The 25,664-nt window shown below is 40.6% G+C and carries 22 protein-coding genes; 21 read left to right on the top strand and 1 reads right to left on the bottom strand.

Going from position 1 to position 25,664, the window contains the following annotated elements:
• Positions 1-256 precede the first annotated feature (256 nt).
• From apbC to dcuC, 5 genes are all read left to right on the top strand, one after another.
• Positions 257-1,369: an iron-sulfur cluster carrier protein ApbC gene (gene apbC / locus BN1044_RS19675; protein WP_072310103.1), complete on the top strand. Its 1,113-nt coding sequence runs from the start codon at positions 257-259 to the stop codon at positions 1,367-1,369.
• A 190-nt stretch (positions 1,370-1,559) separates the two neighbouring features.
• Complete coding sequence (udk, locus tag BN1044_RS19680) at positions 1,560-2,201, top strand: uridine kinase (RefSeq protein WP_072310104.1); 642 nt, start codon at positions 1,560-1,562, stop codon at positions 2,199-2,201.
• Positions 2,202-2,400: 199 nt separating this feature from the next.
• The gene (gene dcd, locus BN1044_RS19685; RefSeq protein ID WP_025798169.1) at positions 2,401-2,982 is read left to right on the top strand and encodes a dCTP deaminase; all 582 of its coding nucleotides are present in this window, start codon (positions 2,401-2,403) and stop codon (positions 2,980-2,982) included.
• A gap of 95 nt (positions 2,983-3,077) precedes the next feature.
• Positions 3,078-4,943, top strand: a complete 1,866-nt coding sequence (asmA, locus tag BN1044_RS19690; protein WP_072310105.1) for an outer membrane assembly protein AsmA — start codon at positions 3,078-3,080, stop codon at positions 4,941-4,943.
• A 322-nt stretch (positions 4,944-5,265) separates the two neighbouring features.
• Positions 5,266-6,624: an anaerobic C4-dicarboxylate transporter DcuC gene (dcuC, locus tag BN1044_RS19695; RefSeq protein WP_025798173.1), complete on the top strand. Its 1,359-nt coding sequence runs from the start codon at positions 5,266-5,268 to the stop codon at positions 6,622-6,624.
• Between the two features lie 78 nt (positions 6,625-6,702).
• On the opposite strand, the gene BN1044_RS19700 is transcribed toward dcuC, so the two are convergent.
• Complete coding sequence (locus tag BN1044_RS19700; protein ID WP_072310106.1) at positions 6,703-8,286, bottom strand: TerC family protein; 1,584 nt, start codon at positions 8,284-8,286, stop codon at positions 6,703-6,705.
• Between the two features lie 639 nt (positions 8,287-8,925).
• Here BN1044_RS19700 and rfbA point away from each other — a divergent pair.
• The 16 genes from rfbA (at position 8,926) to ugd (ending at position 25,618) form a co-directional block, all read left to right on the top strand.
• Positions 8,926-9,804: a glucose-1-phosphate thymidylyltransferase RfbA gene (rfbA, locus tag BN1044_RS19705; protein WP_072310107.1), complete on the top strand. Its 879-nt coding sequence runs from the start codon at positions 8,926-8,928 to the stop codon at positions 9,802-9,804.
• A gap of 25 nt (positions 9,805-9,829) precedes the next feature.
• Positions 9,830-10,228 (top strand): sugar 3,4-ketoisomerase, encoded by a 399-nt coding sequence (locus tag BN1044_RS19710; protein ID WP_072310108.1) that lies wholly within the window; start codon positions 9,830-9,832, stop codon positions 10,226-10,228.
• Positions 10,225-11,421 (top strand): formyltransferase family protein, encoded by a 1,197-nt coding sequence (locus tag BN1044_RS19715; protein WP_072310109.1) that lies wholly within the window; start codon positions 10,225-10,227, stop codon positions 11,419-11,421. Before BN1044_RS19710 ends, BN1044_RS19715 begins: the two co-directional genes overlap by 4 nt.
• Positions 11,418-12,521: a DegT/DnrJ/EryC1/StrS family aminotransferase gene (locus tag BN1044_RS19720; protein WP_072310110.1), complete on the top strand. Its 1,104-nt coding sequence runs from the start codon at positions 11,418-11,420 to the stop codon at positions 12,519-12,521. Before BN1044_RS19715 ends, BN1044_RS19720 begins: the two co-directional genes overlap by 4 nt.
• Complete coding sequence (locus BN1044_RS19725; RefSeq protein ID WP_072310111.1) at positions 12,518-13,768, top strand: O-antigen translocase; 1,251 nt, start codon at positions 12,518-12,520, stop codon at positions 13,766-13,768. The genes BN1044_RS19720 and BN1044_RS19725 overlap by 4 nt, the downstream gene beginning before the upstream one ends.
• Positions 13,769-13,817: 49 nt before the next feature.
• Entirely contained in the window at positions 13,818-14,747 is a 930-nt protein-coding gene (locus BN1044_RS19730) for a glycosyltransferase family 2 protein (protein ID WP_072310112.1), read from the top strand.
• A 30-nt stretch (positions 14,748-14,777) separates the two neighbouring features.
• Complete coding sequence (locus BN1044_RS19735; RefSeq protein ID WP_072310113.1) at positions 14,778-16,025, top strand: hypothetical protein; 1,248 nt, start codon at positions 14,778-14,780, stop codon at positions 16,023-16,025.
• A 12-nt stretch (positions 16,026-16,037) separates the two neighbouring features.
• A complete protein-coding gene (locus BN1044_RS19740; RefSeq protein WP_072310114.1) occupies positions 16,038-17,177 on the top strand; it encodes a glycosyltransferase in 1,140 nt (379 codons plus the stop codon).
• Between the two features lie 27 nt (positions 17,178-17,204).
• A complete protein-coding gene (locus tag BN1044_RS19745; protein ID WP_072310115.1) occupies positions 17,205-18,254 on the top strand; it encodes a glycosyltransferase family 4 protein in 1,050 nt (349 codons plus the stop codon).
• A 31-nt stretch (positions 18,255-18,285) separates the two neighbouring features.
• Positions 18,286-19,356, top strand: coding sequence for a glycosyltransferase family 4 protein (locus BN1044_RS19750; RefSeq protein ID WP_072310116.1), 1,071 nt, complete (start codon positions 18,286-18,288; stop codon positions 19,354-19,356).
• A gap of 4 nt (positions 19,357-19,360) precedes the next feature.
• Positions 19,361-19,945, top strand: coding sequence for a glycosyltransferase (locus BN1044_RS24020; RefSeq protein WP_254663941.1), 585 nt, complete (start codon positions 19,361-19,363; stop codon positions 19,943-19,945).
• Positions 19,946-19,992: 47 nt separating this feature from the next.
• Entirely contained in the window at positions 19,993-20,481 is a 489-nt protein-coding gene (locus BN1044_RS24025; protein ID WP_254663943.1) for a glycosyltransferase, read from the top strand.
• Between the two features lie 65 nt (positions 20,482-20,546).
• Entirely contained in the window at positions 20,547-21,962 is a 1,416-nt protein-coding gene (locus BN1044_RS19760) for a mannose-1-phosphate guanylyltransferase/mannose-6-phosphate isomerase (RefSeq protein ID WP_072310117.1), read from the top strand.
• The gene (locus tag BN1044_RS19765; protein ID WP_072310118.1) at positions 21,959-23,389 is read left to right on the top strand and encodes a phosphomannomutase; all 1,431 of its coding nucleotides are present in this window, start codon (positions 21,959-21,961) and stop codon (positions 23,387-23,389) included. Before BN1044_RS19760 ends, BN1044_RS19765 begins: the two co-directional genes overlap by 4 nt.
• A 35-nt stretch (positions 23,390-23,424) precedes the next feature.
• Positions 23,425-24,327, top strand: a complete 903-nt coding sequence (locus tag BN1044_RS19770; protein ID WP_072310119.1) for a sugar phosphate nucleotidyltransferase — start codon at positions 23,425-23,427, stop codon at positions 24,325-24,327.
• Between the two features lie 124 nt (positions 24,328-24,451).
• Positions 24,452-25,618, top strand: a complete 1,167-nt coding sequence (gene ugd / locus BN1044_RS19775; protein ID WP_072310120.1) for a UDP-glucose 6-dehydrogenase — start codon at positions 24,452-24,454, stop codon at positions 25,616-25,618.
• Positions 25,619-25,664 lie beyond the last annotated feature (46 nt).

A 25,664-nucleotide genomic window follows, 5' to 3' on the forward strand; every position in this document is an offset into this window, starting at 1 on the left:
GTTAAGTCATTTTCTTTGTTAATGCAGGGAAAGTAAGTTGCATAACGCGCAGTGAATGGAGTTCTGGTATGCTTATTAATGTTCTGTCGATTAGCAAAATGGCTGTATAAGTGAATTATGTCAGCGAACATATATATACCCGTCTCACTTCAAGTTGCATGGGCGTGGCCACCTTCATGTAACTCGATTTATTCGGGGTATAAATACGCTTTACAGCACCATCTGAAGATAAAAATGAATGACACAAGGAGCCGGGATGAGCAATAAATCCCATCAAACGTCCACTCCCGAAGCACTGCGGACGCAGGTCAGTGAAATTCTCGCTGCCTTTACCCACCCAACACTGAATCACCCGCTGAGTGCGCTTAAGGCCCTGCACCATTGTGCACTGCTTGATAACACCCTGCATATTGAACTGATGATGCCGTTTGCGTGGCAAAGTGGTTTTGCCGCGTTGAAAGAGGCAACCAGCCCTGAACTGTTGCGCGTGAGCGGCGCAAAAGCGGTGGAATGGCGTCTTTCACATAATATTGCAACCTTGAAACGAGCCAACGATCAGGCCGGAGTGAAGGGCGTTCGTAATATTATTGCCGTGAGTTCCGGCAAAGGCGGGGTAGGCAAATCCAGCACCGCTGTGAATCTGGCGCTGGCGTTATCCGCAGAAGGCGCGAAGGTCGGGATTTTGGACGCCGATATCTACGGCCCATCAATTCCAATGATGCTAGGTACACCAAACGAGCGTCCTACGTCACCTGACGGTCAACATATGGCGCCGATCATGGCGCATGGTCTGGCAACGAATTCCATCGGATATCTGGTTACCGACGATAACGCCATGGTATGGCGTGGCCCAATGGCGAGCAAAGCTTTGCTGCAATTGCTGCAAGATACGCTGTGGCCTGATTTGGATTATTTGGTGTTGGACATGCCTCCGGGCACCGGTGACATTCAGCTTACGCTGGCGCAGAACATCCCAGTAACCGGTGCAGTGGTTGTGACCACACCGCAGGATATTGCGCTATTGGATGCGATGAAAGGTATTGTCATGTTTGAGAAAGTCCATGTGCCAGTATTGGGCGTGGTTGAGAACATGAGTATCCACGTGTGCAGTAACTGTGGATTCCACGAGCCGATTTTTGGCACCGGTGGCGCAGAAAAACTGGCAGAGAAATATAAGATCCGTCTGCTTGGTCAACTGCCGCTGCATATTTCACTGCGCGAGGATTTAGACCGTGGTGAACCAACCATGGCCTGCCGTCCAGACAGCGAATTCTCGCTCATTTACCGTCAGTTAGCGGCTAACGTTGCGGCTCAGCTGTACTGGCAGGGCGAATCAATCCCAACCGAGATTGCATTCCGCGCACTGTAAACGTGGCTGTGACATTTTGAATATAAAACGGGCATCCCAGCAGATGTCCGTATTTTCACTGATTAAAACCTGCAAAATTCTGGTATCAGCCCGCGTAACTCCCTATAATTGCCGCGTCCCAAGCACGCAGCCCTGAGCTGTCTCTGCTTAGCCTCCCGTCGAACATTTAACACCAGGTCTTAAAAATTATATGACTGACAACTCCCATCAGTGCGTCATTATTGGCATCACAGGCGCATCTGCCTCAGGCAAAAGTTTGATCGCCAGCACACTTTATCGTGAATTACGTGAACAAGTGGGTGAGGAGCACATCGGTGTGATCCCGGAAGATTGTTATTATAAAGACCAAAGCGATCTGACGATGGAAGAGCGGGTTAAAACGAACTACGATCACCCAAGCTCGATGGACCACAGCTTGCTGTTTCAGCATTTACAAATGTTAAAAGCAGGTCAAGCCATCGAACTTCCGCAGTATAGCTACGTTGAACACACCCGCAAGCAAGGCACCATTCATTTAGAACCCAAGAAAGTGATTATTCTGGAAGGCATTTTATTGCTGACAGATGCACGCCTGCGCAATGAATTGAACTTCTCCATTTTTGTTGATACTCCGCTCGACATTTGCCTCATGCGTCGAATGAAGCGTGACGTTAACGAGCGTGGCCGCTCAATGGATTCTGTTATGGCTCAGTATCAAAAAACGGTGCGCCCAATGTTCCTTCAGTTTATTGAGCCGTCTAAGCAATATGCCGATATTATCGTGCCACGCGGTGGGAAAAACCGTATTGCGATTGATATTCTGAAAGCTAAGATCAGCCAGTTTTTTGAATAACCGATTTCGTTTTCTATTAAAGCCCGCTTAATGCGGGCTTTTTTGTCAGTCAATTTTGTTAATTGTCGTTATATTTGGGAAACGATGCCTATTTTAAAAGCAACAAACAGTTTGAATCATTTCAGAATATTAGGGGTTCAGGTACTATGTCTTCTTAGTTTGCAGCCATTGCTGCTTTGCCTGTAACGGAGAGAAAACCATGAGACTTTGTGACCGCGATATTGAAGCTTGGCTAGACGCGGGAAAACTCACTATTTCACCTCGCCCACCGGTAGATCGTATTAACGGTGCCACCGTCGACGTGCGTTTGGGAAATAAGTTTCGTGTTTTCCGCGGGCATACAGCACCTTATATCGATCTGAGTGGGCCGAAGGCGGAAGTTGCCGAAGCGCTAGAACGTGTCATGAGCGATGAGATCATCCTCGGCGAAGAAGAGGCCTTTTTCCTACATCCGGGCGAGCTGGCATTAGCCGTTACGCTAGAGTCTGTGACATTACCCGCTGATTTAGTTGGTTGGTTGGATGGACGCTCTTCGCTTGCACGCCTAGGCTTAATGGTGCACGTCACCGCACATCGCATCGATCCAGGCTGGCAGGGATGTATCGTGTTAGAGTTTTATAACTCTGGGAAATTACCTTTGGCATTGCGCCCGGGAATGCCGATTGGCGCGCTGAGTTTCGAACCGTTATCCGGCCCTGCGGCACGCCCTTACAACAGCCGCCAAGATGCAAAATATCGTGACCAACAGGGCGCAGTCGCGAGCCGTATCGATAAAGATTAATGTGTATCATTGCCGACGGTGTTCGTTTTCGACGTAGTTCATCTCGAACTTAAACACCACGGTTTTACAACGCTTGCCTTGAGATAGAGGATGGCATGAGACGATTTCAGACGACCATAGTTATTTTGTTGGTTGTGTTAGCTGTTGGTATGACGGCGCTGGTATTGCTGGTAAATCCCAATGACTTTCGTAGCTATATGGCGAAAGAAGTGCAGCAGCGTACAGGCTATGATCTGCAGCTAGATGGCTCTCTGCGTTGGCATGTTTGGCCCCGCCTTAGCATTTTATCTGGGCGCATGTCGTTGACTGCCCCAGGCGCGGCACAACCCGTTGTTAGTGCGGAAAACATGCGGTTAGACGTCGCGTTGTGGCCACTCTTGTCTCATCAGCTTGACGTTAAGCAGGTGATGTTAAAGGGCGCGGTGATTCGCTTAACGCCAGATAGCGATGCGCAGAAGCCTGATAATTCACCGATTGCTCCATCGGGCTCACGCGAACCGTCTAAAGACGTTGCGTGGAAGTTGAATATCAAAAAAGTTCAGGTCAAAGACAGCCTGTTAATTTGGCAGCAAGATAAAGATGACCAAATTAATATGCGCGACATTAATTTGTCGATCGATCAAGACAGTGAACGTCAGGCCTATATTGAGTTTTCGAGTAGGATAAATCGTAACCAACGCGATCTTAGCTTTAAACTGGCCGCAAATGTGGATTTGAGTAGCTATCCACAGCGCTATAGCGCCGTTGTTTCCAGTTTTGACTATCACTTGGCAGGTGTGGGATTGCCTGCGGACGGGATTGCAGGGCAGGGGAGTGCAACGGTCAGTTATCAGTCACAACCGCAGCTGTTAGACATCTCGAATTTGCAGATAACCGCTAACCAGAGTCAGCTTCAGGGGCGGGTCCAAGGTTCAATGCAGGCCGATGGCGAGTCTACGTACCAAGTTGATTTAAAATCCGCGGCGCTCAACCTAGATAATTTATTGGGCTGGCAACCGCCGGGTGATTCAGACGCAGGCAGTGCCAATACATCACAACAGAGTGGCCCTCGCTCGCCTGTTACCTCTAATTCTCAATCTGTCTCTCAGCCAGGCGAAATGGCATTTTTGCGTGATTTTAATGCTGACGTAAAAATTCAGGCCAAACAAATTATCTACCATGGGTTGACGATTGCTGATTTTTCTCTGCAGGTGCAAAACCAGCAGGGGACGGCGACGTTGCAGGATCTCAGCGGTAAGCTTGGGCATGGAACGTTTAAGACGCAAGGGGCAATTTCTGTCGTTGATAATAATCAACCTGCGCAAATCACGCTGACGCCGCAGATAGAAAACATTGCGATGGGGCCGGTTTTACATGCATTTGGACAGCCAGAAACGTTTGTAGGCGACCTCACTTTAACCGGAAAATTTAGTGGCTCTGGCATAACCTTAGCCGACATCATGCAGCGTTGGGATGGTCACGCACATATATCGATGGCTAACGCACGTCTTAACGGCATGAATATTCAGCAGTTAATACAGCAAGCTGTGGTCCGTAGCCACTCAGAGGTTACCGCTGCAGATAGCTATACGGATTACACTAAAATTCAGGAACTCAAAGCGGACACGGTACTGCGACAGGGTAATTTACGCATTACTCAGTTCTTTGGTCGCTCTGAAATCTTAACGGCGGGTGGTTCTGGGCTGATAAACCTGAATAAACAACGTTGTGATATGAGCCTAAATGTCCGCGTTCTTGATGGGTGGAAGGGCAAAAGCAACGTGGTTAAAACACTGCAAAAAGCGGTGATCCCATTACGGATTTATGGCCCTTGGCAAGAGCTAAGTTACTCGCTGGATGTGGATAAAGTCTTGCGTAGTGAGCTTGAGCAAAAAGCCAAAGATGCATTGAATAATTGGCTTGGAAAGCATCAAGATTCAAAAGATAAGAAAGACTTAGAGCGATTGTTGAAGAAGCTTTAAGTACTTAAGGTTTAGTTTCACATCGAGCCGCAGCAAGTTTGCTGCGGCTTTTCTATTTCTAATCCTTTTCTATTTCTAAAAAAAGTTGAAATGCAATTGGGATTTCCTGAACCAAGCGGCCAATCACAAACTTGTCATGGCAAAAACAAACACGGGAAATCGTTGACCAAAGTCAGTAAAATCGTCTGCTTTTTTCGGCAGAGTTCGATGGTTTAATCGGCTAACTGGCGCAGTAGCGCTAGTTTAGTTTATTTTTTCGCCATTGAGGCTATTCAAGTTCCGTAGAGAACTTATTTAAAGCAATACCTATAGAGGCTTTCATATGATTGAGTTGTTAATTGGTGTCATTGTGGCGACGGGGGTTGGTCGATACATCATCAAGGGCTATTCGGCTACCGGGGTATTAATGGTTGGTGGGATCCTACTGCTGATTATTAGTGCGTTGATGGGGCATCAGATATTACCGGCGAGCGCCAAGCCGACAGGACTGAGCGCAACCGATATTGTTGAATATATTAAAGTCTTGCTTATGAGCCGCGGTGGCGATTTAGGCATGATGATTATGATGCTGTGTGGATTTGCTGCCTACATGACCCATATCGGGGCAAATGATATGGTGGTGAAATTAGCATCTCGTCCTCTGCAGTACATCAATTCTCCCTATTTATTGATGATCGCGGCATATTTCGTTGCTTGTCTGATGTCACTGGCTGTTTCCTCGGCTACGGGGCTAGGCGTTTTACTGATGGCAACACTGTTCCCTGTGATGGTGAACGTTGGGATTAGTCGAGGTGCAGCGGCTGCTATTTGTGCATCGCCGGCTGCGATTATCCTTGCGCCAACGTCGGGAGACGTTGTGCTGGCTGCCAAAGCATCTGAAATGCCGTTGATCGATTTTGCTTTCAAAACTACGCTTCCAATTTCTATTGCCGCCATCATTTGCATGGCTATCGCACATTTCTTTTGGCAGCGTTATTTAGATAAAAAAGAAAACGTCTCTCATGAAATGCTGGACGTGAGTGAAATCAAAACTAACGCACCTAGCTTCTACGCCTTGCTCCCGTTTACGCCTATTCTGGGGGTTTTAATTTTCGACGGTAAATGGGGTCCAGAGCTGCACATTATTACCGTGCTTGTGATTTGTATGCTTGGTGCCGCAATCATTGAATTCCTGCGTGGCTTTGATGCGCAGAAAGTTTTTGTAGGCCTGGAAGTTGCCTATCGAGGTATGGCGGACGCTTTTGCTAGCGTGGTGATGCTGTTAGTCGCTGCGGGCGTTTTCGCGCAAGGGTTAAGCACCGTGGGCTTTATCAGCAGCCTGATAGATTTAGCACAGTCGTTTGGCACCGGTGGAATTATCATGATGCTAGTGCTGGTGGTGATCACGATGCTGGCCGCTATGACCACGGGGTCTGGCAATGCGCCTTTCTATGCGTTCGTGGAGTTGATCCCAAAACTTTCAGCACAGATGGGTGTTAACCCTGCTTATTTAACCATCCCTATGCTACAGGCCTCTAACCTTGGCCGTACTTTGTCACCTGTTTCTGGCGTAGTCGTTGCCGTGGCAGGGATGGCGAAGATCTCCCCGTTTGAGGTGGTGAAGCGTACTTCTGTTCCTGTACTGGTTGGTCTGATCGTAGTTATCGTTGCAACTGAAATTCTAGTTCCTATTCATTTGTAATAATGGCTAGGTATCACGGATAAACAAAAGCGGGCAAAGCCCGCTTTTTTAATCGATAAATATTATCTGAAAGGCGATTTAGACTTCATAATCATCGTCAGGCACCACAAGCGGCGTGATTTTAATTTTCAGGATTCTGTGGCTGTTAATCTCTAACGGCTCGAACATATAGTCACCAATTCTAATTTGCTCACCCACGTGTGGAATGCGTTGTAAGTACTCCATCAATAAACCCGCTAACGTATGGTATTCGCGTTTCTCATCGATTGGCAAAGGCATATAAAGCACCAAGTCTTCCAGCGGCATGTAGCCGTTGGCGATCCACGTGCCATCTTCGTTTTGCCGAATATCATGGCGCGGGTCGATATCTTCACCGGCAACGGGGAGGTTACCGGCAATGGTTTCCATGACGTCAGTAAGCGTCACCACGCCTTCAACGGAGCCGAACTCATCAACCACAAAGGCGAAATGAGTCTGTGCCTGTCGGAACTGCTCCAGAGCCATCAACAGCGACACGCCTTCAGGAAAAATTAGGGGTTGTTTAACCAACGCACGAAGATCGAGTTTCTCGCCTTGCAACTGCTGCCTCAGTAGGTCGATAACATGTATAACGCCCAGCGGTTCGTCGGCGGCATTATCATCTGTTACTACAATACGCGTATGCAGGTTTTTCTGTAATAACTCATCCAGCTTACTTTGCGGATCGCTTAGGTCCAGCTGCTCCACGTCGTGGCGGGATGTCATAATGCTGCTCACAGTACGCTGCGCCATGCCTAATACGCGCTCGATCATCATGCGTTCTTGCGGAATAAACAGGTCGGCTTCACCGCGATTATCGGCAATCAGGCTGGATGTATTGGCATCAAGCTGCGCCTCTTCATGTTTCCCACTTAGCAAGCGCAAAACGGCTTCAGCAGTCCGCTCACGAAGCGGGCGCGATGAAGAGAGGAAACGTCGCCGGTTATACTGAGAAAGCTGATTCAAGACTTCTATAATCACTGAAAAACCGATAGCGGCGTAGAGATAACCTTTCGGAATCAGATAGCCAAAGCCTTCAGCGACCAAGCTGAAGCCAATCATCAGCAGGAAGCTCAAACATAAAATAATGATGGTGGGGTGGGCGTTAACAAAATTTGTCAGCGGTTTGCTGGCAAGCAGCATCAGGCTGATGGCAATACATACGGCTGCCATCATAACGGCAAGATGCTCAACCATACCCACTGCGGTGATAACTGAATCCAGTGAGAACACCGCATCGAGCACAACGATTTGGATCACCACTGGCCAGAATTTGGCTCCTTTACGCTGGCTGTGGCTCTCATGATCTTTGCCCTCCAGCCGTTCGTTCAATTCAACGGTGGCTTTGAAGAGCAAGAATATCCCGCCGGTCAACATAATCAGGTCGCGTGCGCTGAAGCCGTGCCCGTTGAGAGTCAGGATTGGCTTGGTTAGCGTCGCCAGCCAAGAGATTGAGGCCAGTAGTACAAGGCGCATCACGAGCGCCAGCAATAGGCCAACTACACGCGCTTTGTCACGCTGCTGACGGGGGAGTTTCTCTGCCAAAATTGCAATAAAAACTAGGTTATCAATACCTAGCACAATCTCAAGCACGACCAGTGTTGCTAGCCCTGCCCAAATAGTCGGATCGGCGATCCATTCCATACGCTTCGTTATACCTTTAGAGTTGTTACAGTTATTCTTAGGGAATGATCGGTGGTTGGCGCGATAAATTCAAGTATAAGCATAAGAAGGGCTTGCGATAACTATGGATATTCAGCAAAAGGTTCAATTTGTATGTCAATTTGCGCATTTCTAAAACAGCTAAACTTTTTGTGCGTATTTATCCTTGTATCAGACCGTCAGAAGTATGAGAATTAGCCCGCATCGAAAAATGTAAGAAATAGTGATAGAGGGAAAGTTCCTAAAAAGGGGCTGGATTAAGAATTATCTGAGGTGGGGGCATCCGACAGGAGTGTACTCTGCGTGCAGTCTCATAGGACCCACATCGCCGCGAGTTTGAACAGTGCATTGGTAGCTGACGAGCCAAGGGCGGTAGCGTGCTTGCTATAACTATCTATATAATGCAGTTCATCATTAGTACAAATCTAAATTCTACATACAGTGCACCGTCTTATTGCTGGACTCTCCTATAGCGGCGGATAGCTTTATAGGGATAATAATTTTGAAGTTCTTCTTAGATATCACATAAATTCCAAATGGCAGTGAAAGCTCTATTTAGCAACTTAATTCATCCAATTAATCATTTAGCTTCCTCATCGGGGACATAGCAGGACTTAAGATATGAAAGGTATTATTTTAGCTGGTGGCTCAGGTACTCGCCTTTATCCAATTACAATGGGCGTATCAAAGCAATTATTGCCAATTTACGATAAACCCATGATCTATTACCCGCTATCAGTACTCATGCTGGCTGGAATACAAGATATCTTAGTGATCACTACTCCAGAAGATAAAGCGAGTTTTGAACGTTTGCTGGGTGATGGAAGCCAATTAGGCGTGAAGCTAACCTATGCAGTCCAAGCTAGTCCAGATGGATTAGCGCAAGCGTTTATTATAGGTGAAAGTTTTATAGGAACAGATTCTGTTTGCTTAGTATTAGGCGACAATATTTTCTTTGGCCAAGGATTTAGTCCTAGGCTTCGAGCAATTGCACAGAAAACTGAAGGTGCTACGGTCTTTGGGTATCAGGTTATGGATCCCGAACGATTTGGCGTAGTGGAGTTTGATGACAATTATAAAGTCCTATCTATAGAAGAAAAACCAGAAAATCCAAAATCAAACTGGGCAATTACCGGGCTATATTTTTATGATAACAAAGTCGTTGAATATGCTAAAAAGGTAAAACCTTCTATGCGAGGTGAGTTAGAGATAACATCTCTTAATGAAATGTACCTCAATGACAATAATTTAAGTGTTGAACTTCTGGGTCGAGGTTTTGCATGGCTGGATACAGGTACTCATGACAGCTTAATTGAAGCAGGAAGCTTCGTCGAAACAGTTCAAAAAAGACAAGGTATGATGGTTGCTTGCCCAGAAGAAATTGCTTGGCGTAATGGGTGGTTGAGCAATGAAGAAATAGGTGCGATAGCTAAGACGTTACAAAAAAATGAGTATGGCATATATTTATCAAGGCTATTAAAAAATACAAATAATTTTTAGTTTTGACTTATTTGAGGCTGGTAGAATGGATATAAAATTAATTCAATTACAAAAACACGGTGATGAAAGAGGGAAGTTAGTTGCACTAGAGGAAACAAAAAACATCCCATTCCCGATTAAGCGCGTATATTATATGTTTGAGACTTGTGATGAGGTGAGGCGGGGGTTTCATGCTCATTATAAATTGCGTCAATTAGCTATTCCAGTACGTGGCTCTTGTCGAATAATATTAGATGATGGAATCGAAAAAATCGAGGTATACCTCGATAATCCAGCTCAAGGATTATCTATTGATCCAATGATTTGGCATGAAATGTATGATTTTTCCAGCGACTGTGTTTTGATGGTTCTTGCAGATGATTTTTACAATGAATCTGACTATATCAGAGACTATGAGGCATTTATTTCTGAGGCAGCTAAGTGAATATTGTAATTGCAGGTAAAAATAACATAGCAGTAAATGTAACTGAGTGGATCTTAAATAACATCAAAGATGTCAATGTTTATGCTATTTTTAATAAAAATGATTCTGGCATCGATTATGGGCAACGTTCATTTAAAAAATTTTGCTATGAGAAAAAAATACAAGAAATTAGCTTAAATGAAAGTTATCAAATTGAAAACTCAATTTTTTTATCTCTTGAGTTTGACCGGATTGTAAAACCGACATTGTTTTCACATGAGAAAATCTTCAATATACACTTTTCAAGTTTACCAAAATATAAAGGAATGTTCACATCTGCATGGCCAATACTCAATAATGAAAGCCACAGCGGTGTTACATTGCATAAAATAGATAGCGGTATTGATACTGGGCCGATTATAGCTCAGAAAAATTTCGAATTAGATTGTGACGAAACTGCGAAAAGTTTATATCTCAAATATATAAAATTTGGTACAGAATTGGTTATTGCCAATATCGAGGGGTTGCTCGACGATAGTTATACTTGCAGTCCACAGTCACCTGAAAATTCGAGCTATTACTCCAGAGCTTCTATAAATTATGAAAGTATTAATATTGATTTAAATAAAACTGCATTTGAGGTCATAAAACAAATCAATGCTTTTACATTTAGAGATTTTCAACTACCAGTCGTCCATGGGGTTTGCATTTATGGCGGAAGTATTTTAAAACAAAAATCGACTGCGAGGCCTGGGGTAGTAATTGAACGTGAAGAGCAAAAAATAAAGATTGCTACAATAGATTATGATGTTGAATTATATAAAGATAATTTGGATGATATTCTTGAGGTATGCAAGTTTGGTACTATAGAAGAATTGAAAAAAATAAGCTTTACAGATCGAATTTTGTTTGAAAAAAACCAAAAGGGTTGGAGCCCTATAATCGTCGCTGCCTATAATGGAAATGTTGATTTAGTAAAGTGGCTTGTTGGAGCAGGGGCAGATATAAATGATCGTAACAACAATGGTACAACGGTTATTATGTATTACAAAGAATACATGTCGCGTTCAAGAGATTTCTCAAGATTAGAGGAACTTATAAACCTAGGTGCTGATTTGTCATTGTCAGATCACGCAGGAAAAACTGTGTTTGACTATATAAATAATAGCTCAGATTCTTTATTAATAAATGTTTTCGATGGATTTCGTAAATGATAAATTTTCTTAATTTAAAAATGATAAATGGCAAATACGAAAATGAACTCGTTGATGCTTGCAAGCGTGTTATTACATCAGGCTGGTATATTCTAGGTGATGAAGTAAAAAACTTCGAAAAAAACTTCTCCTCGTACTGTGCAGTGGAACATACCATCGGCGTCGCGAATGGCCTTGATGCGTTAAGTCTAGTGCTACGTGCTTGGAAATTAATGGGAAAAATTGAAGCTGGTGACGAAGTTATTGTGCCTGCTAATACTTATATCGCTTCAATTCTTGCAATTACTGCGAATGACCTCATCCCCGTACTTGTTGAGCCTAACAGTGAATCATTTAACTTGTGTCCTGAAAATGTTGAAAAGGCAATAAATTCTAGAACGAAAGTTTTGCTGCCTGTTCATCTGTATGGACAAATTAGCCCTATGAGTGAACTAAATCTAATTGCTAAGAAGCATAATCTTCTTGTGTTGGAGGACTGTGCGCAAGCTCATGGTGCATCAATTAATGGGCGGCGAGCCGGTTCTTGGGGGGATGCAGCCGCCTTTAGTTTCTATCCTGGGAAAAATTTAGGTGCGCTAGGCGATGCTGGTGCGATTACTACAAGTGATGAAAATCTTGAGAGAACGGTTAGAGCACTAGCAAATTATGGGTCCCATAAAAAATATGAAAATCTTTACCAAGGAGTAAATAGTCGGCTTGATGAACTACAAGCAGCATTACTCGATGTGAAGCTAAAATATTTAGATGAAGATACAGAGATTCGCAGAAACATAGCAAAAAAATATTGTAATGAAATAAGAAATAAATTTATTAATCTCCCTAAATTTTCTGCGGACGAAGAACATGTATGGCATCTATTTGTAATAAAAACAGAACATAGAACGGCGCTACAAAAATTTTTAGAAGATCGAAAAATTCAAACATTGGTGCATTATCCAATTCCACCACATAAGCAAGTAGCATATTCAGAGTGGAATAACATTTCTCTACCAATTACTGAAAGAATCCATGAACAGGTTTTATCGATCCCGATGGATCCCACTATGACAGATGATATGGTTTCTACCGTAATTGATGCATTAAATGAGTTTAGACCATGAAAGCATTGCTTTCAGTGACGTTTTTCACTGCGCTATTAACTGCCTTACGGATGCTTGCCGGATTTGTAACCGCGAAGGTTGTTGCCATCTATGCCGGGCCTTCAGGGATTGCAATGGTTGGGCAGCTTCAGAATTTAGTGAATGGTTTGGCTGGATTAATGAATTCCCCGGTGGGGAGTTCAGTTGTAAGATTTACAGCTGAAAATCACGAGGATGGCTATACTTCATGTGCACCATGGTGGAGGGTTAGCCTCCGTGGTGTAATATGCCTATCTATTCTCATTATGCCTGTTATTGGGTATTTTTCTCGTGAGGTTTCAATTTGGCTCTTCGGCGATGCTGAATTCAGTTGGCTTGTAATGGTCACAGTTTTTACTTTACCATTTACAGCTATAGGCACTTTAGTTACTTCTGTCATAAATGGGCAGCAGAAATATAAGCAATTTGTATGTTTAGGCATGTTGTCAGTGCTTATATCATCATCAGTTATGTTGTTTTTAGTAATATCAAAAGGATTAGTGGGGGCCCTCTTGGCTGCTGCTATTCAAAATGGCTTGATTGGGATTGCAATATTAGTATTTGCGCTGAGACAGCCGTGGTTCAAAATTAAATATTGGTTTGGTGCTGTAGACCGGCATCGAGTTAAAATAATTAGTGGATATATATTGATGGCAGTTGCCTCTGCTATTACCATGCCAATGGCAATGATATATATTAGGAAAATATTAGTCGCATATGTCGGTTGGGAAGTTACTGGATATTGGCAATCAGTATGGAAAATATCTGAAGCATATCTTGCTATTGTGACTCTATCACTATCAACATATTACTTCCCACAATTATCAAAACTTCATACCTATGCTGAAATAAAAAAAGAAATCAATTCCACGGCCAAAGTTATTATGCCGATAGTGCTTTTTATGGCCGTAGGTATCTACTTATTTAGAGATGTGGCAATATCATTGTTGTTTACTGAGAAGTTTAAAGCCGCTCGTGATTTATTTGCAATTCAACTTATTGGTGATGTAATAAAAATATTCTCTTGGTTATATGCTTACCCTATGCTTTCTCGCGGGGCGGTAAAATGGTTTGTACCCTCAGAAATAATTTTTGCTGTAAGTTTAACATTATTGTGCTGGTTGTTTGTCAGAAATTATGGTGTTCAAGGTGCGAATATTGCGTATTGCGTAAACTATATACTATATCTTTTATTTGTTATATTTAATATTAAAAAGTTTGCTCGATGATTAATGTGATTTGAACATATTTAAATGCTCTATGTATTAGTAGGAAAAAATGGAAAAAGAATTAATATCAGTTTGCGTAGCCTCATATAACTCCGCGTCTACAATATTGGAAACGCTTGAAAGTATACTAGCCCAAACGTATGGCGCTGAGTATATCGAACTACTGATTTCAGACGATGCATCAACAGATCATACAGTAAGTGTTGTTGATGAATGGATTCGTGAGCATGAATCAAAATTCAAGCGTTTAATTTTCATAAAACATAAATATAATGTTGGTGTCACCAAAAACTTTAACTCTTTATGGAAAGCAGCATCGCAGCGTTGGGTAAAAAGTATTGCTGCAGATGATATATTGACGCCAGCATGTTTAAAGAAAAATATCGATTTCATGTACGAAAATAATATTGAAAGTGTTATTTTTTCGAAAATGCAAGCGTTTAGTTGCAATGCTGATGGCACACATCATAATCTTGAGGTATACCCTTCGACTTTTCAACAGAACATTTTACAAAGCGACAGTAAAAGGCTGTATAATTATCTGATTAACGCAGGTGGCCTAGCTGTAACTCCTTCCTCTTTTATCAATCGCGAATTACTTGCCAAAGTTGGTTTTGCAGATGAGCGATTTCCAATGATCGAGGACTACCCCCTCTGGATAAAAATAATTGAGAGTGGTCAGAAGTTTTATTTTTTAAATGAAATTACAGTTAAATATAGAAAAGGAGACTCGGTATCACAATCGACCTCCTTATTATTTAATATTAGACATTTTTTGCAGCATCTGACAATTGAGCTAATGCTAACAAATAAAAAAATATCTATCTTAAATAAAATAAGGAAGTATATATACACAATGGCGGTATTATGTGTCTATGTTTTCTTTGATGCAAAACCAAGCATCCTATCGAGGTTTATATATAGACTTGGATTATTAATTAAGCCATATTGGTTAGCTGATAGGTTATCAAAAAAATAATAATAACAGTAATCTTTATGGAGCAATATTATGAATTCCCTGCTTGCTTTGATGCTTTTTATGGCAGTTTTTAATTTTTATATACCTAATGTTGGTCCTGCTTTATATATATCAGTGTTCATAAGTTGTACCTATCTTTTTATTCGGGTAAATAAACTCATAGAAAATAGAAGTACAGTTCTTAATGCACTGCGCTGTTATTTAGTTTATTTCCTCATCCCGTTCATTTTTTTGATTTTTATCATTTCGATAAGAACCATTGCTACAGGTGGAGTAGACTCTAGCTATGTTTTTTTAATGATAAAATCTTTTATTTTCTGTATTCTGACACTTTCGATTCCTCTAGCAATTTTTTGCTCAAAATATAAATGTAACGATATATTTATTTTTAACAAATATATTTATATTGCCGCTGCAGTTCAATCATTAATAATTATCTGCGCCGTTCTTTTTCCTAGTGTTGGGGAAATTGTAAAAATTTTTCAGAATAATGACTCTAATTCTTCATCTTTGGTTAGCGAAGGATTACGAGGGATTGCTCTTTCTAGCATGCAGTACTATGGTTTAGCATGTTTTTATTGCTTGGTTCTCGTTTTTTTGGCAAATGATTTTGTAAACAATAAAGTTTCAATTAGAAATACATCTATTCTATTAATATTGTTGAGTATTTCAGCAATTTTTGTCAGTCGAACTAGCCTTTTGGGTGTCTTGATATTTTGGGCTTATTTATTAAATCCATTAGCCGGGTTTAGTAAGAGGCGGTCATGTATTTTACTGCTTGTTTACTCTTTGTTTTTTGTATGCACCCTATTAATGGCTTTGTTAATAGTACCAGACAAAATGATTATAATTACTGAAAAAGTATTGCCATGGGCATTCGAGTTTATCTATCGGTACCAAGAGAATGGGAGTATTTCTACAGCCTCAACTGATCAATTAAGCCAAATGTATTTTCCACTGAGTGAGTCAACTCTTATTTTTGGTGATGGCCGTTATGCCGGTCTATCGCAAGGATCATATTACCTAGATACTGATGCTGGTTATATGCGACCAACGCTATTTAGCGGGATTGGTCTTATGGTAGCTATGCTTCTAGTTTGGTTCTTTTGGTTGAAAAGAATCGCACGCGCTGAAAAAAGTAAGTATTATTTTATTTTTTTATTTATGCTATCTCTTTTATTACAGTATAAAGGCGAGTTTATAGTCACAAATTATATCGTTTTGATTGTTATATCTATGCAACTGTTTTTCTCTTTGTTGACTAGAGAGCTTGATTAATGAGGTCGTGAAGTGGACAAAATTTCATATTTGAGTGATAAGAAAAATGGAAATATAAATACCAAGAAAAAAATATGTTTCTTTGCATTGGATATGGTCGAAAAAGGTGGAATGCAGCGAGTAGTTGTTGAATTAGCCAATAGCATGCAGACTGACTATGAAGTACATATTTTGACATTCCCAAATTCAAGTGGCTATATTGACATACCTTATGAGTTTGAAAAGGAAAACATCTTAGTTTCCGAAGTCTGTTCTTACGAAAAATTTTTTATTTTCAATAAAATTAAAAACTATCCTTTAATAATAAAAAGTATCAGAGAGTATATTCAAAAAAATAATATCAGCGTATTTCTCAGCATCGGCATGGGCACGGTTGTTTGGTCTTGTCTAGCGCAACTTCGTTTACCTTGCAAATACATCTGTTGTGATCACACTAGTTTTCTTAGGAAAGAGAGTTGGGCAGTCCGTGGCCGTTTTTTGTCTAGGATTTTTGCGGATAATATCGTCGTATTGACTTATCAAGATGCTGAGTCTTGGCGCTGCAGAAAGGTGTCAGTGATCTACAATCCTTCACCTTATGCCGGTGAGCATCATAGGATATTATTTAATCCAGAGATTAAAAAGAGAAAAATCATCGCTCTTGGCAGATTTGTAGAGGTCAAAGGTTTTGAACGGTTATTAGATATATGGTATGAGATTGAAAAGAATAATTGCTATGATTATACTTTGGAAATAGTGGGTGAGGGGCCTTTAGAAAAACATCTTAAAAATATTGTTGATGATAAAAAAATGAAGAACGTTTCAATCTTACCATTTAAAAAAGATGTGGCGAATTTATACCAGGAGTCAAAAATACAAGTCTTAACTTCATATTTCGAGGGGTTGTCTATGGTGTTGGTTGAAGGCCAATCATTTTGTCTACCAGCAGTTTCTTACGATATACCCTCTGGGCCTTCAGAAATAATAAAGGATGGTGAGACTGGCTATTTAGTTAAAAATGGAGACAAAGCAGCATTTGTAGATAAACTGACAACATTGATGAAATATGATGATATTCTAAATAGAATGGCACAAAACTGCTTGGCTGAGCGAGAGCGCTTTAGTTCGCAGAAAATTCTTCGGAAATGGAAGTCGATATTTGAATCTAAATAAAATACGTCAGATAGCTGAGTTATTATTATGAATATTGTTATTTTGTCCAATGCTTCTGGTTATGGTGGGAGCGAGCGAACTATAGAAATTATAGCAAAAAAAATCGCTGAGCAGCATAATGTTCATATATATGCCGAGAATAAGAATCACTTTAAAGTTTTGTTGGGGCATGGTCTAAGCGTTGATACCACTAAATCTGGTATTCTTGGAATGATTAGCAATTTATATTTTATGAGAAAAAAATTATTAGAGAGTGATTGCGTCATAGGGAATACTAATAAAGCTGGTTTTTACATTGCTATAATGAATTGTCTGTTTCCTTTTATGCGACGGAAAAGGACTTTGATTTTTGTTAGAGATTTTCAGTGGCGTTTTTTACGTTTTATACGATTCGCCTTAGGGAATAATGCCAGTTATTGTGTCACTACAAAGGCTGCCTTTGAGTATTTACTCAATCAGGGTATCCATTCTGATATTATATCTAACCCGGTAAATTTACCTTCTCATTTAGAGCCAAATCAAAAATCACATCCTCCGATTATATTATGTCCTGCGATGATATCTAGATGGAAAGGTATTGATTTGTTAATTAGATCGCTTTCGCTTACAAAAAATGACTGTCAGTTGATTGTTATTGGTAACCATGTTGATGGAGCCTATCTAAGTGAGCTTAAACTTCTTGTCGAACAACTCGATCTAAATAAAAGAGTCCTCTTCTTAGCATATTCAAAAAACATCGATTCATACTATAGTCAATGTACTTTAGTTGTGAACTCATCAATTTCTGATTTTGGCGGACCTGAAACATTTGGTCGAACGATTATTGAAGGGTGGGCTTTCTCAAAGCCAGTTGTTTCATTTGACTGTGGTGGGCCAAGCTATCTAATTGACAACGGCATAAATGGTTTTCTTGTATCCGAAGGAAATGTAGAAGAGCTTGCATTAACCATAGACAATATTTTGTCAGATAATGAACTAGCAAAAAAACTAGGTTTTTTTGGTTACCAAAAAGTCTTATCTGAATATTCTGTCGAAATAATCGTTAATAAATTAATTGAAAAAATAAATTCGCAGTAAGTATGTTATTGCGTCTAAATAGGATAGGACCATGTTAATTGTTATTGATGCTAGGATGATATGTGCATCAGGAATTGGAACTTATATTAAAAATTTGATTAGAGAAATCATAGAGTCAGGTGATGCTAAAATTCATTGCATAATTAGTAATGAGGACCGTGCATTAATTTTAAGCTTAGGTGTAACAGAATATACTATTTTTAAATCTAAGTATTTCTCACCTCTTGAACAGATCGAATATATTTTTAGATTACCAAAAGGCGATGTTTTCTGGACTCCTCATTTTAATAGTCCAATGTTTTTACCTCCAAGAAAATACAAAGCAAGAGTCGCAACAATACATGATATGTTTCCTTTTGCATATGGAAATAATTTCTCATTTTTTAAGCGGTTTTATATACACGCACTTATTAAAATGACATGCTTGTTAAGTGACAAAATATTTACAGTATCAAACTTCTCTAAAAATGAAATAATTAAATATTTGAACATAAACGCTGAAAAAATACACTCATTCCCATTGGGTGTAGATCCGGGTTTTACCTTGGATAGCGTTCAATCACAAAAAAATAGCAAATATATCCTGTGTGTCGGGAATATTAAACCGCATAAAAATCTTAAGCGCGCTATTATCTCGTTCTTGGATGTTATGGATAATATTCCAGATTATAAACTTATTTTAGTTGGAAAGTCTGAAGGCTTCTATTCACCAGAAGTTGGTTTAAGCGATATATTAAAAAATTCTGACAGAGTCGTATTTACTGGCTTTGTTTCATTTGAAGAACTTAAAGAGTATTACGCCGGTGCATCAGTTCTTCTTTTTCCATCTTTATATGAGGGGTTTGGGTTGCCTATCTTAGAGGCAATGGCATTTAATCTTCCAATTATTGCCTCTGATAGGGCTTCAATTCCTGAAGTTGGAGGGGATGCGATAGTTTACATCAACCCTGAAGATATATCGGATATAAGTAAAAAAATACTTGAAGTTGTTCGTGGCAATGCGCAATGTGATATCGCCAGCTATGAACATATTATGTCTAAATTTACTTGGAAAAATTGCGCACAAAATACAATAAACGTTATTAAAAATCTTATTGGGTGATACAGTGAAAGTTCTTCAAGTCGGGAAATTCTATTATCCCATTATCGGTGGTGTTGAAACCGTAGCATTTGATATTACAGAGATGCTTAATCGTAATGGGGTTACGTGCGATGTTTTGTGTACTGATATAGGTAGGAAAAGTAGCGTAGAGTCATTCAATGGCTACAATATCTATCGTGCTGCTTCGTTAACAAATATTTTTTCAACCTCAATATCATTAGAGTATATTTTTATACTTAGGAATATAATAGAGAAATATGATATAATACATATTCATTTACCCAATCCACTAGCTAATATTGCATTATTAGCATCGAAGTTGGAAGGAAAAAAAGTTGTCCTGCATTGGCATAGTGATATTATTAAACAAAAAAAATTATTAAAGCTTTATAGGCCTCTGCAAACTTGGCTTCTTAAGCGTGCTGATGCCATAATCGGCACATCTGAAAAATATATTAGCGAGTCAGAAGAAATTAAGCCTTATAGTGAAAAATGTATTCCTATCCCAATAGGAATAGATGATTCACGATTGCAATCTGATCCAGATATTGTGAAAAATATTAAAGAAAAGTATAAAAATAAAAAATAATCCTCTCTCTTGGACGACATGTTTATTACAAAGGGTTTGAATACCTAATTTCAGCGGCAAGTCTATTGGATGAAGGCTTTGTCGTGTTAATTGGCGGAGACGGACCTTTGCGGTCGGAGTTGCAAAAGCAAATAAATGCAGAGGGTTTGGAAAGTAAGGTTTATTTAGTTGGTAAAATACCTAATCATGAATTAGGTAGTTATTTCGAAGCTTGCGACATATTTTGTTTGCCATCAATACTTAAATCTGAAGCGTTTGGTGTTGTTCAAATTGAAGCTATGAGCTTCGGAAAGCCTATTGTAGCAACTAACATTAAAGGCTCAGGTACTAGTTGGGTTAATCAACATGGAGTTAGTGGTTTGAATGTTGAAATACGCGATCCAATAGAACTTTCCCAAGCAATATGCGCTATTACAAAAAATGAAGAAGTTTATTCGAAGTATAGTTTAGCATCAAAAGCAAGATTTAATAACATATTCAAACGAGAAGTGATGTTTGAAAAAATAAAGGAGCTTTATGATTCCCTATCTAAATGAGCTTTTTTAAATAGCGCAATATAAACTCCTAACACTTGTTTTATGCTGACTTATTGGAAAGTATTATGATACAACCTATAATAATGGCAGGAGGTACTGGTAGTCGCCTTTGGCCTCTTTCTAGAACGCTCCATCCCAAACAATTTTTATCGTTAATTAGCACTAACACGATGCTGCAAGACACCGTTTCAAGGTTAGACGGTGTTGCTCATGATGATCCTATAATTATATGCAACGAAGATCATCGATTTATTGTTGCCGAGCAGCTTAGGGCGAAGAATTATAGGCACAATGGGATTATATTGGAGCCTGTGGGAAGGAATACTGCTCCGGCTGTAGCTTTAGGTGCATTACATGCCATTGCCTCTGGTAATGACCCAATTTTATTTATTCTAGCTGCCGACCATTCTATAACTGATATTGATGCATTTAACCTCTCTGTTAATCAAGCTATTAATGAAGCCTCCGAAGGTAATCTAGTTACTTTTGGTATTTCTCCAACTTCGCCAGAAACAGGATATGGATATATCAAAAAAGGTAAGCCTGTATCTGATTATTCCTTTGCTGTCGACAAATTTGTGGAAAAACCAAATCTGGCTATTGCTCAAAACTATATTGATTCAGGCGATTATTTTTGGAATAGCGGGTTGTTTATGTTCAAGGCATCAGTCTTTTTGAGAGAACTAGGTAAGTTCAGACCAGACATTCTGTTAGCATGTCAGCGATCGTTTGATAATAGCAAAGAAGATCTCGACTTTATCCGCTTGGATGAATCTGAATTCAGAGAGTGCAGCGATGAGTCGGTTGATTACGCAGTGATGGAGCATACAGAAAACGCGGTAGTTGTGCCATTAAATGCCAATTGGAATGACGTTGGATCTTGGTCTGCTTTGTGGGATATAAGCGATAAGGATTTAAATGGAAATAGTTCTCGTGGCGACAATTTATTGTTCGAAACATCTAATAGCTATGTGCACTCACAGAGCCGTCTTGTAGCTGCGATTGGCCTAGATAACACGATTATTGTTGAAACAAAAGATGCTGTTCTAGTTGCTAATAAGAACTCTGTGCAAGAAGTTAAATCTGTAGTGAACGAATTAAAGCGCCTTAATCGACACGAATATATACAGCATAAAGAAGTTTATCGGCCATGGGGGATGCATGAAGAGATAGCCAATGGAAGTCGTTATCATGTCAAATATGTAATTGTACAACCCGGGAAAAAAATAGATACTCAGGTCCATTATCATAGAGCCGAACATTGGATTATCGTATCGGGCACTGCTAAAATTACTAATGGGGATAAGACATTCTTAGTTACTGAAAATGAATCTACGTATATTCCTGTTGGGGCATTACACTCATTAGAAAATCCAGGGAAAATTCCACTTGAATTAATTGAAATTCAATCAGGCACATATTTGAATGAAGACGATATCGTCCGATTTGTAAGTAATGGCATGAGTAAGGAACAGAAATGATTGTCCAAAAACTAGTTTCTAGAGATGTGATTAATAGTAGTAGTATCTCTTTTGGCACTAGCGGCGCCCGCGGCTTAGTGGTGGATTTTACACCTCAAGTATGCGCGGCCTTTACTCATGCTTTTGTCGCTGTGCTACGCGATGAATTTGCTGTAACTCAGTTGGCTCTTGCAATTGATAATCGCCCAAGCAGCTATGCCATAGCGCAAGCTTGCGCTGCTGCCTTACAACAAGTTGGCATTGAGGCGATCTATTATGGAGTAATTCCCACGCCGGCGCTGGCCTATCAAGCTATGCAGGATAATATGCCGTGCATTATGGTTACTGGGAGTCATATTCCTTTTGATCGAAATGGCCTAAAATTCTATCGGCCAGATGGAGAAATTACTAAGACCGATGAGTTAGCCATTCTTGCAATAGAGGCTAAATTCCATGAATTACCACCTCTTCCACAATTAATTGTCAGTACTCGCGCAAGTGAAACGTATTGTTCGCGCTACCGGTCTTTATTCACCCCTGATTTATTAGCAGGGAAGCGTGTGGGCATCTATGAACACTCCAGTGCTGGCCGAGACCTATATAAACCATTATTTGAACAGCTTGGTGCAACAGTTATTTCGCTTGATCGAAGTGATGAATTTGTCCCAATTGATACAGAAGCCGTTTCTCACGCGGATATTGAAAAAGCGAAGCAGTGGTCCTCTTTGTATAGCTTGGATTTTATTTTTTCAACTGACGGTGATGGAGATCGCCCCTTGGTTGCGGATGAAAAGGGAAACTGGCTGCGTGGTGATATATTAGGATTGCTTTGTGCTGAGGCATTGAGTATTGAGGCGCTTGCGGTTCCTGTTAGTTGTAATACGGCGATAGAACTTAGTTATAAGTTTACGTGCGTTGAAAGAACTAAAATTGGTTCCCCTTACGTTATTGAAAAGTGCTCAATGTTATTAGATAAGTACAATTCAGTAGCTGGGTTTGAAGCCAATGGTGGTTTTTTACTGGGTAGCTCTACTGAGATCAATGGAAAACCATTGGCTGCCTTGCCAACTCGCGATGCTCTTCTTCCGGCACTAATGCTTCTTGCTTTAGCTAAAAAAAGTAGCATATCGTCTCTGGTTAATGAACTGCCGAAACGCTATACAGACTCTGACCGAATTCAAAATTTCCCAATACAACGTAGTAAGTCAATTATTGAGCTTGGCATAAAATCACCACAGTTACTTATTGAGAAAATAGGTTTTAATGACTGTAAAGTCAGCTGTGTAGATAATACTGATGGACTGCGAGTTACATTCGAGAATGGTAATATAATTCATTTACGGCCATCAGGTAATGCCCCGGAATTACGTTGTTATGCAGAATCTGATTCGGCTGAAGTATCAAAAGAATATGTCTCTGTATGCCTTAAGAATGTGCAATCTATCTAGAAAGAGATTTTTATTTTTATCAGAAGGCGATTTGCATGAATACTAACCTAAAAGCCGTCATCCCCGTCGCTGGCCTTGGCATGAAAATGCTGCCGGCTACCAAAGCAATTCCTAAAGAGCTTCTACCAATCGTTGATATTCCGCTTATTCAGAAGATCGTGAATGAATGCGTAGCTGCGGGTATCAAAGAAATTATTTTGGTCACTAACTCATCTAAAAATGCTATTGAAAACCACTTCGATACTTCTTACGAGCTTGAAGCTTTGCTTGAGGCACGTGTGAAACGTCAGTTATTGGCTGAAGTACAGTCGATCTGTCCGAAGGGCGTCACTATCAACAGCGTACGTCAGCACAAACAACTTGGTTTGGGCCACGCAATTCTTTGCGCCAAACCATTAGTCGGTGACAACCCGTTTGTGGTGGTGCTGCCGGATATCCTTTTGGACGACTCTACCTATGATGCTTCGAGAGAGAATTTAGCATCGATGGTACAGCGTTTCAGTGAAACTGGCCGCAGTCAGGTACTTGTGCAATCAACACCAATTGAAGAGCTGTCAGAGTACTCGGTGATTAACTGTGACAACGAAGTTCTTGAGCAAGGGCAAACCGCTCGTATGACGTCTATCGTAGAGAAACCTGAAAATGCAGAAATGTATAACTCAGATCTATCTGCGGTGGGGCGCTACGTTCTGTCTGGTGCTATTTGGCCTATTCTGGAAACTACGGGCTATGGCGCTTGGGAGCGTATTCAACTTTCTGATGCTATTGCAACAATGTTGCAGCATCTGCCTGTTGAAGCCTATCGCATGGTGGGCAAAGCTTATAACTGTGGTGAGAAACTTGGCTATGCTGAGGCGTTTGTCGCTTATGGTCTGAATCATCCATCACAGGGGACTGCATTCAAAAATTGGTTAAAACAACTGCAGAAATCACTTTAGGTATTAATTAAGAATGAAATGATTTGTTAAAAGGCTCTCGCGATTTAGAGTTCGTTAGATATATTACTGATTTTTTAATATATTATTCGATACCTTAACAATTCATTTTTTCAGAGAAATTTTCATGAAAATTGCAATTAGTGGTACGGGTTATGTTGGGTTATCTAATGGTCTCTTGATCGCTCAAAATCATGAAGTTGTTGCGTTAGATATCGTTGAATCAAAGGTAGAGTTATTAAATCAAAAAAAATCGCCTATCGTTGATAAAGAAATCGAGCATTATTTAACCCATAAACCCCTCAACTTCCGTGCAACGATCGACAAAGAAGACGCCTATCAAAATGCAGACTTTGTCATCATTGCAACGCCAACTGATTACGACCCCAAAACTAACTACTTTAATACCTCGTCGGTTGAGTCTGTGATTAAAGATGTGATGGCTATCAACCCTAATGCGGTGATGGTGATCAAATCAACGGTGCCGGTTGGCTATACACAGAGCATTCGTGAAGAGCTAGGTGTTGAGAATATTTTCTTCTCGCCAGAATTCTTACGCGAAGGGCGGGCGCTTTACGATAATCTTTATCCATCACGGATTGTGATTGGTGAGCGTTCAGAACGTGCAGAAAAATTTGCCGCGTTGTTAGTTGAAGGTGCAATCAAAGAAGATATCCAGGTTCTTTTCACTGACTCAACTGAAGCGGAAGCCATTAAGTTATTTGCCAATACCTATCTGGCGATGCGTGTGGCTTACTTTAATGAGCTGGATAGCTACGCTGAAGCCCTCGGATTGAACACGCGTCAGATTATTGACGGGGTTTGTTTAGATCCGCGCATTGGTAATCACTACAATAATCCGTCATTTGGCTATGGTGGCTATTGCTTGCCGAAAGATACCAAGCAACTGCTCGCAAACTATTCATCGGTACCGAATAATCTCATCGGCGCTATCGTTGATGCGAACCGCACGCGTAAAGACTTCATTGCCGAATCTATTTTGTCGCACCAGCCTAAAACGGTGGGTATCTATCGTTTGATTATGAAGAGTGGCTCAGATAATTTCAGAGCATCATCGATTCAGGGCATTATGAAGCGCATCAAGGCGAAAGGCGTTGAGGTGGTGATCTATGAGCCGGTGATGGAAGAAGATAGCTTCTTTAACTCGCCAGTGATGAACGATCTGGATGCATTTAAAGCACGTTCTGACATTATTATCTCTAACCGCATGGATGAACAGCTGGCGGATGTTGCAAGTAAAGTCTATACCCGTGATCTTTTCGGTGGTGATTAATCCGTTGTGAGCACAGTGAGTTCGTAAACTAAATGTAAAAGCCCGC

The sequence above is a fragment of the Hafnia alvei genome (assembly GCF_900095695.1).
In the GTDB taxonomy this organism is placed as follows: domain Bacteria; phylum Pseudomonadota; class Gammaproteobacteria; order Enterobacterales; family Enterobacteriaceae; genus Hafnia; species Hafnia alvei_B.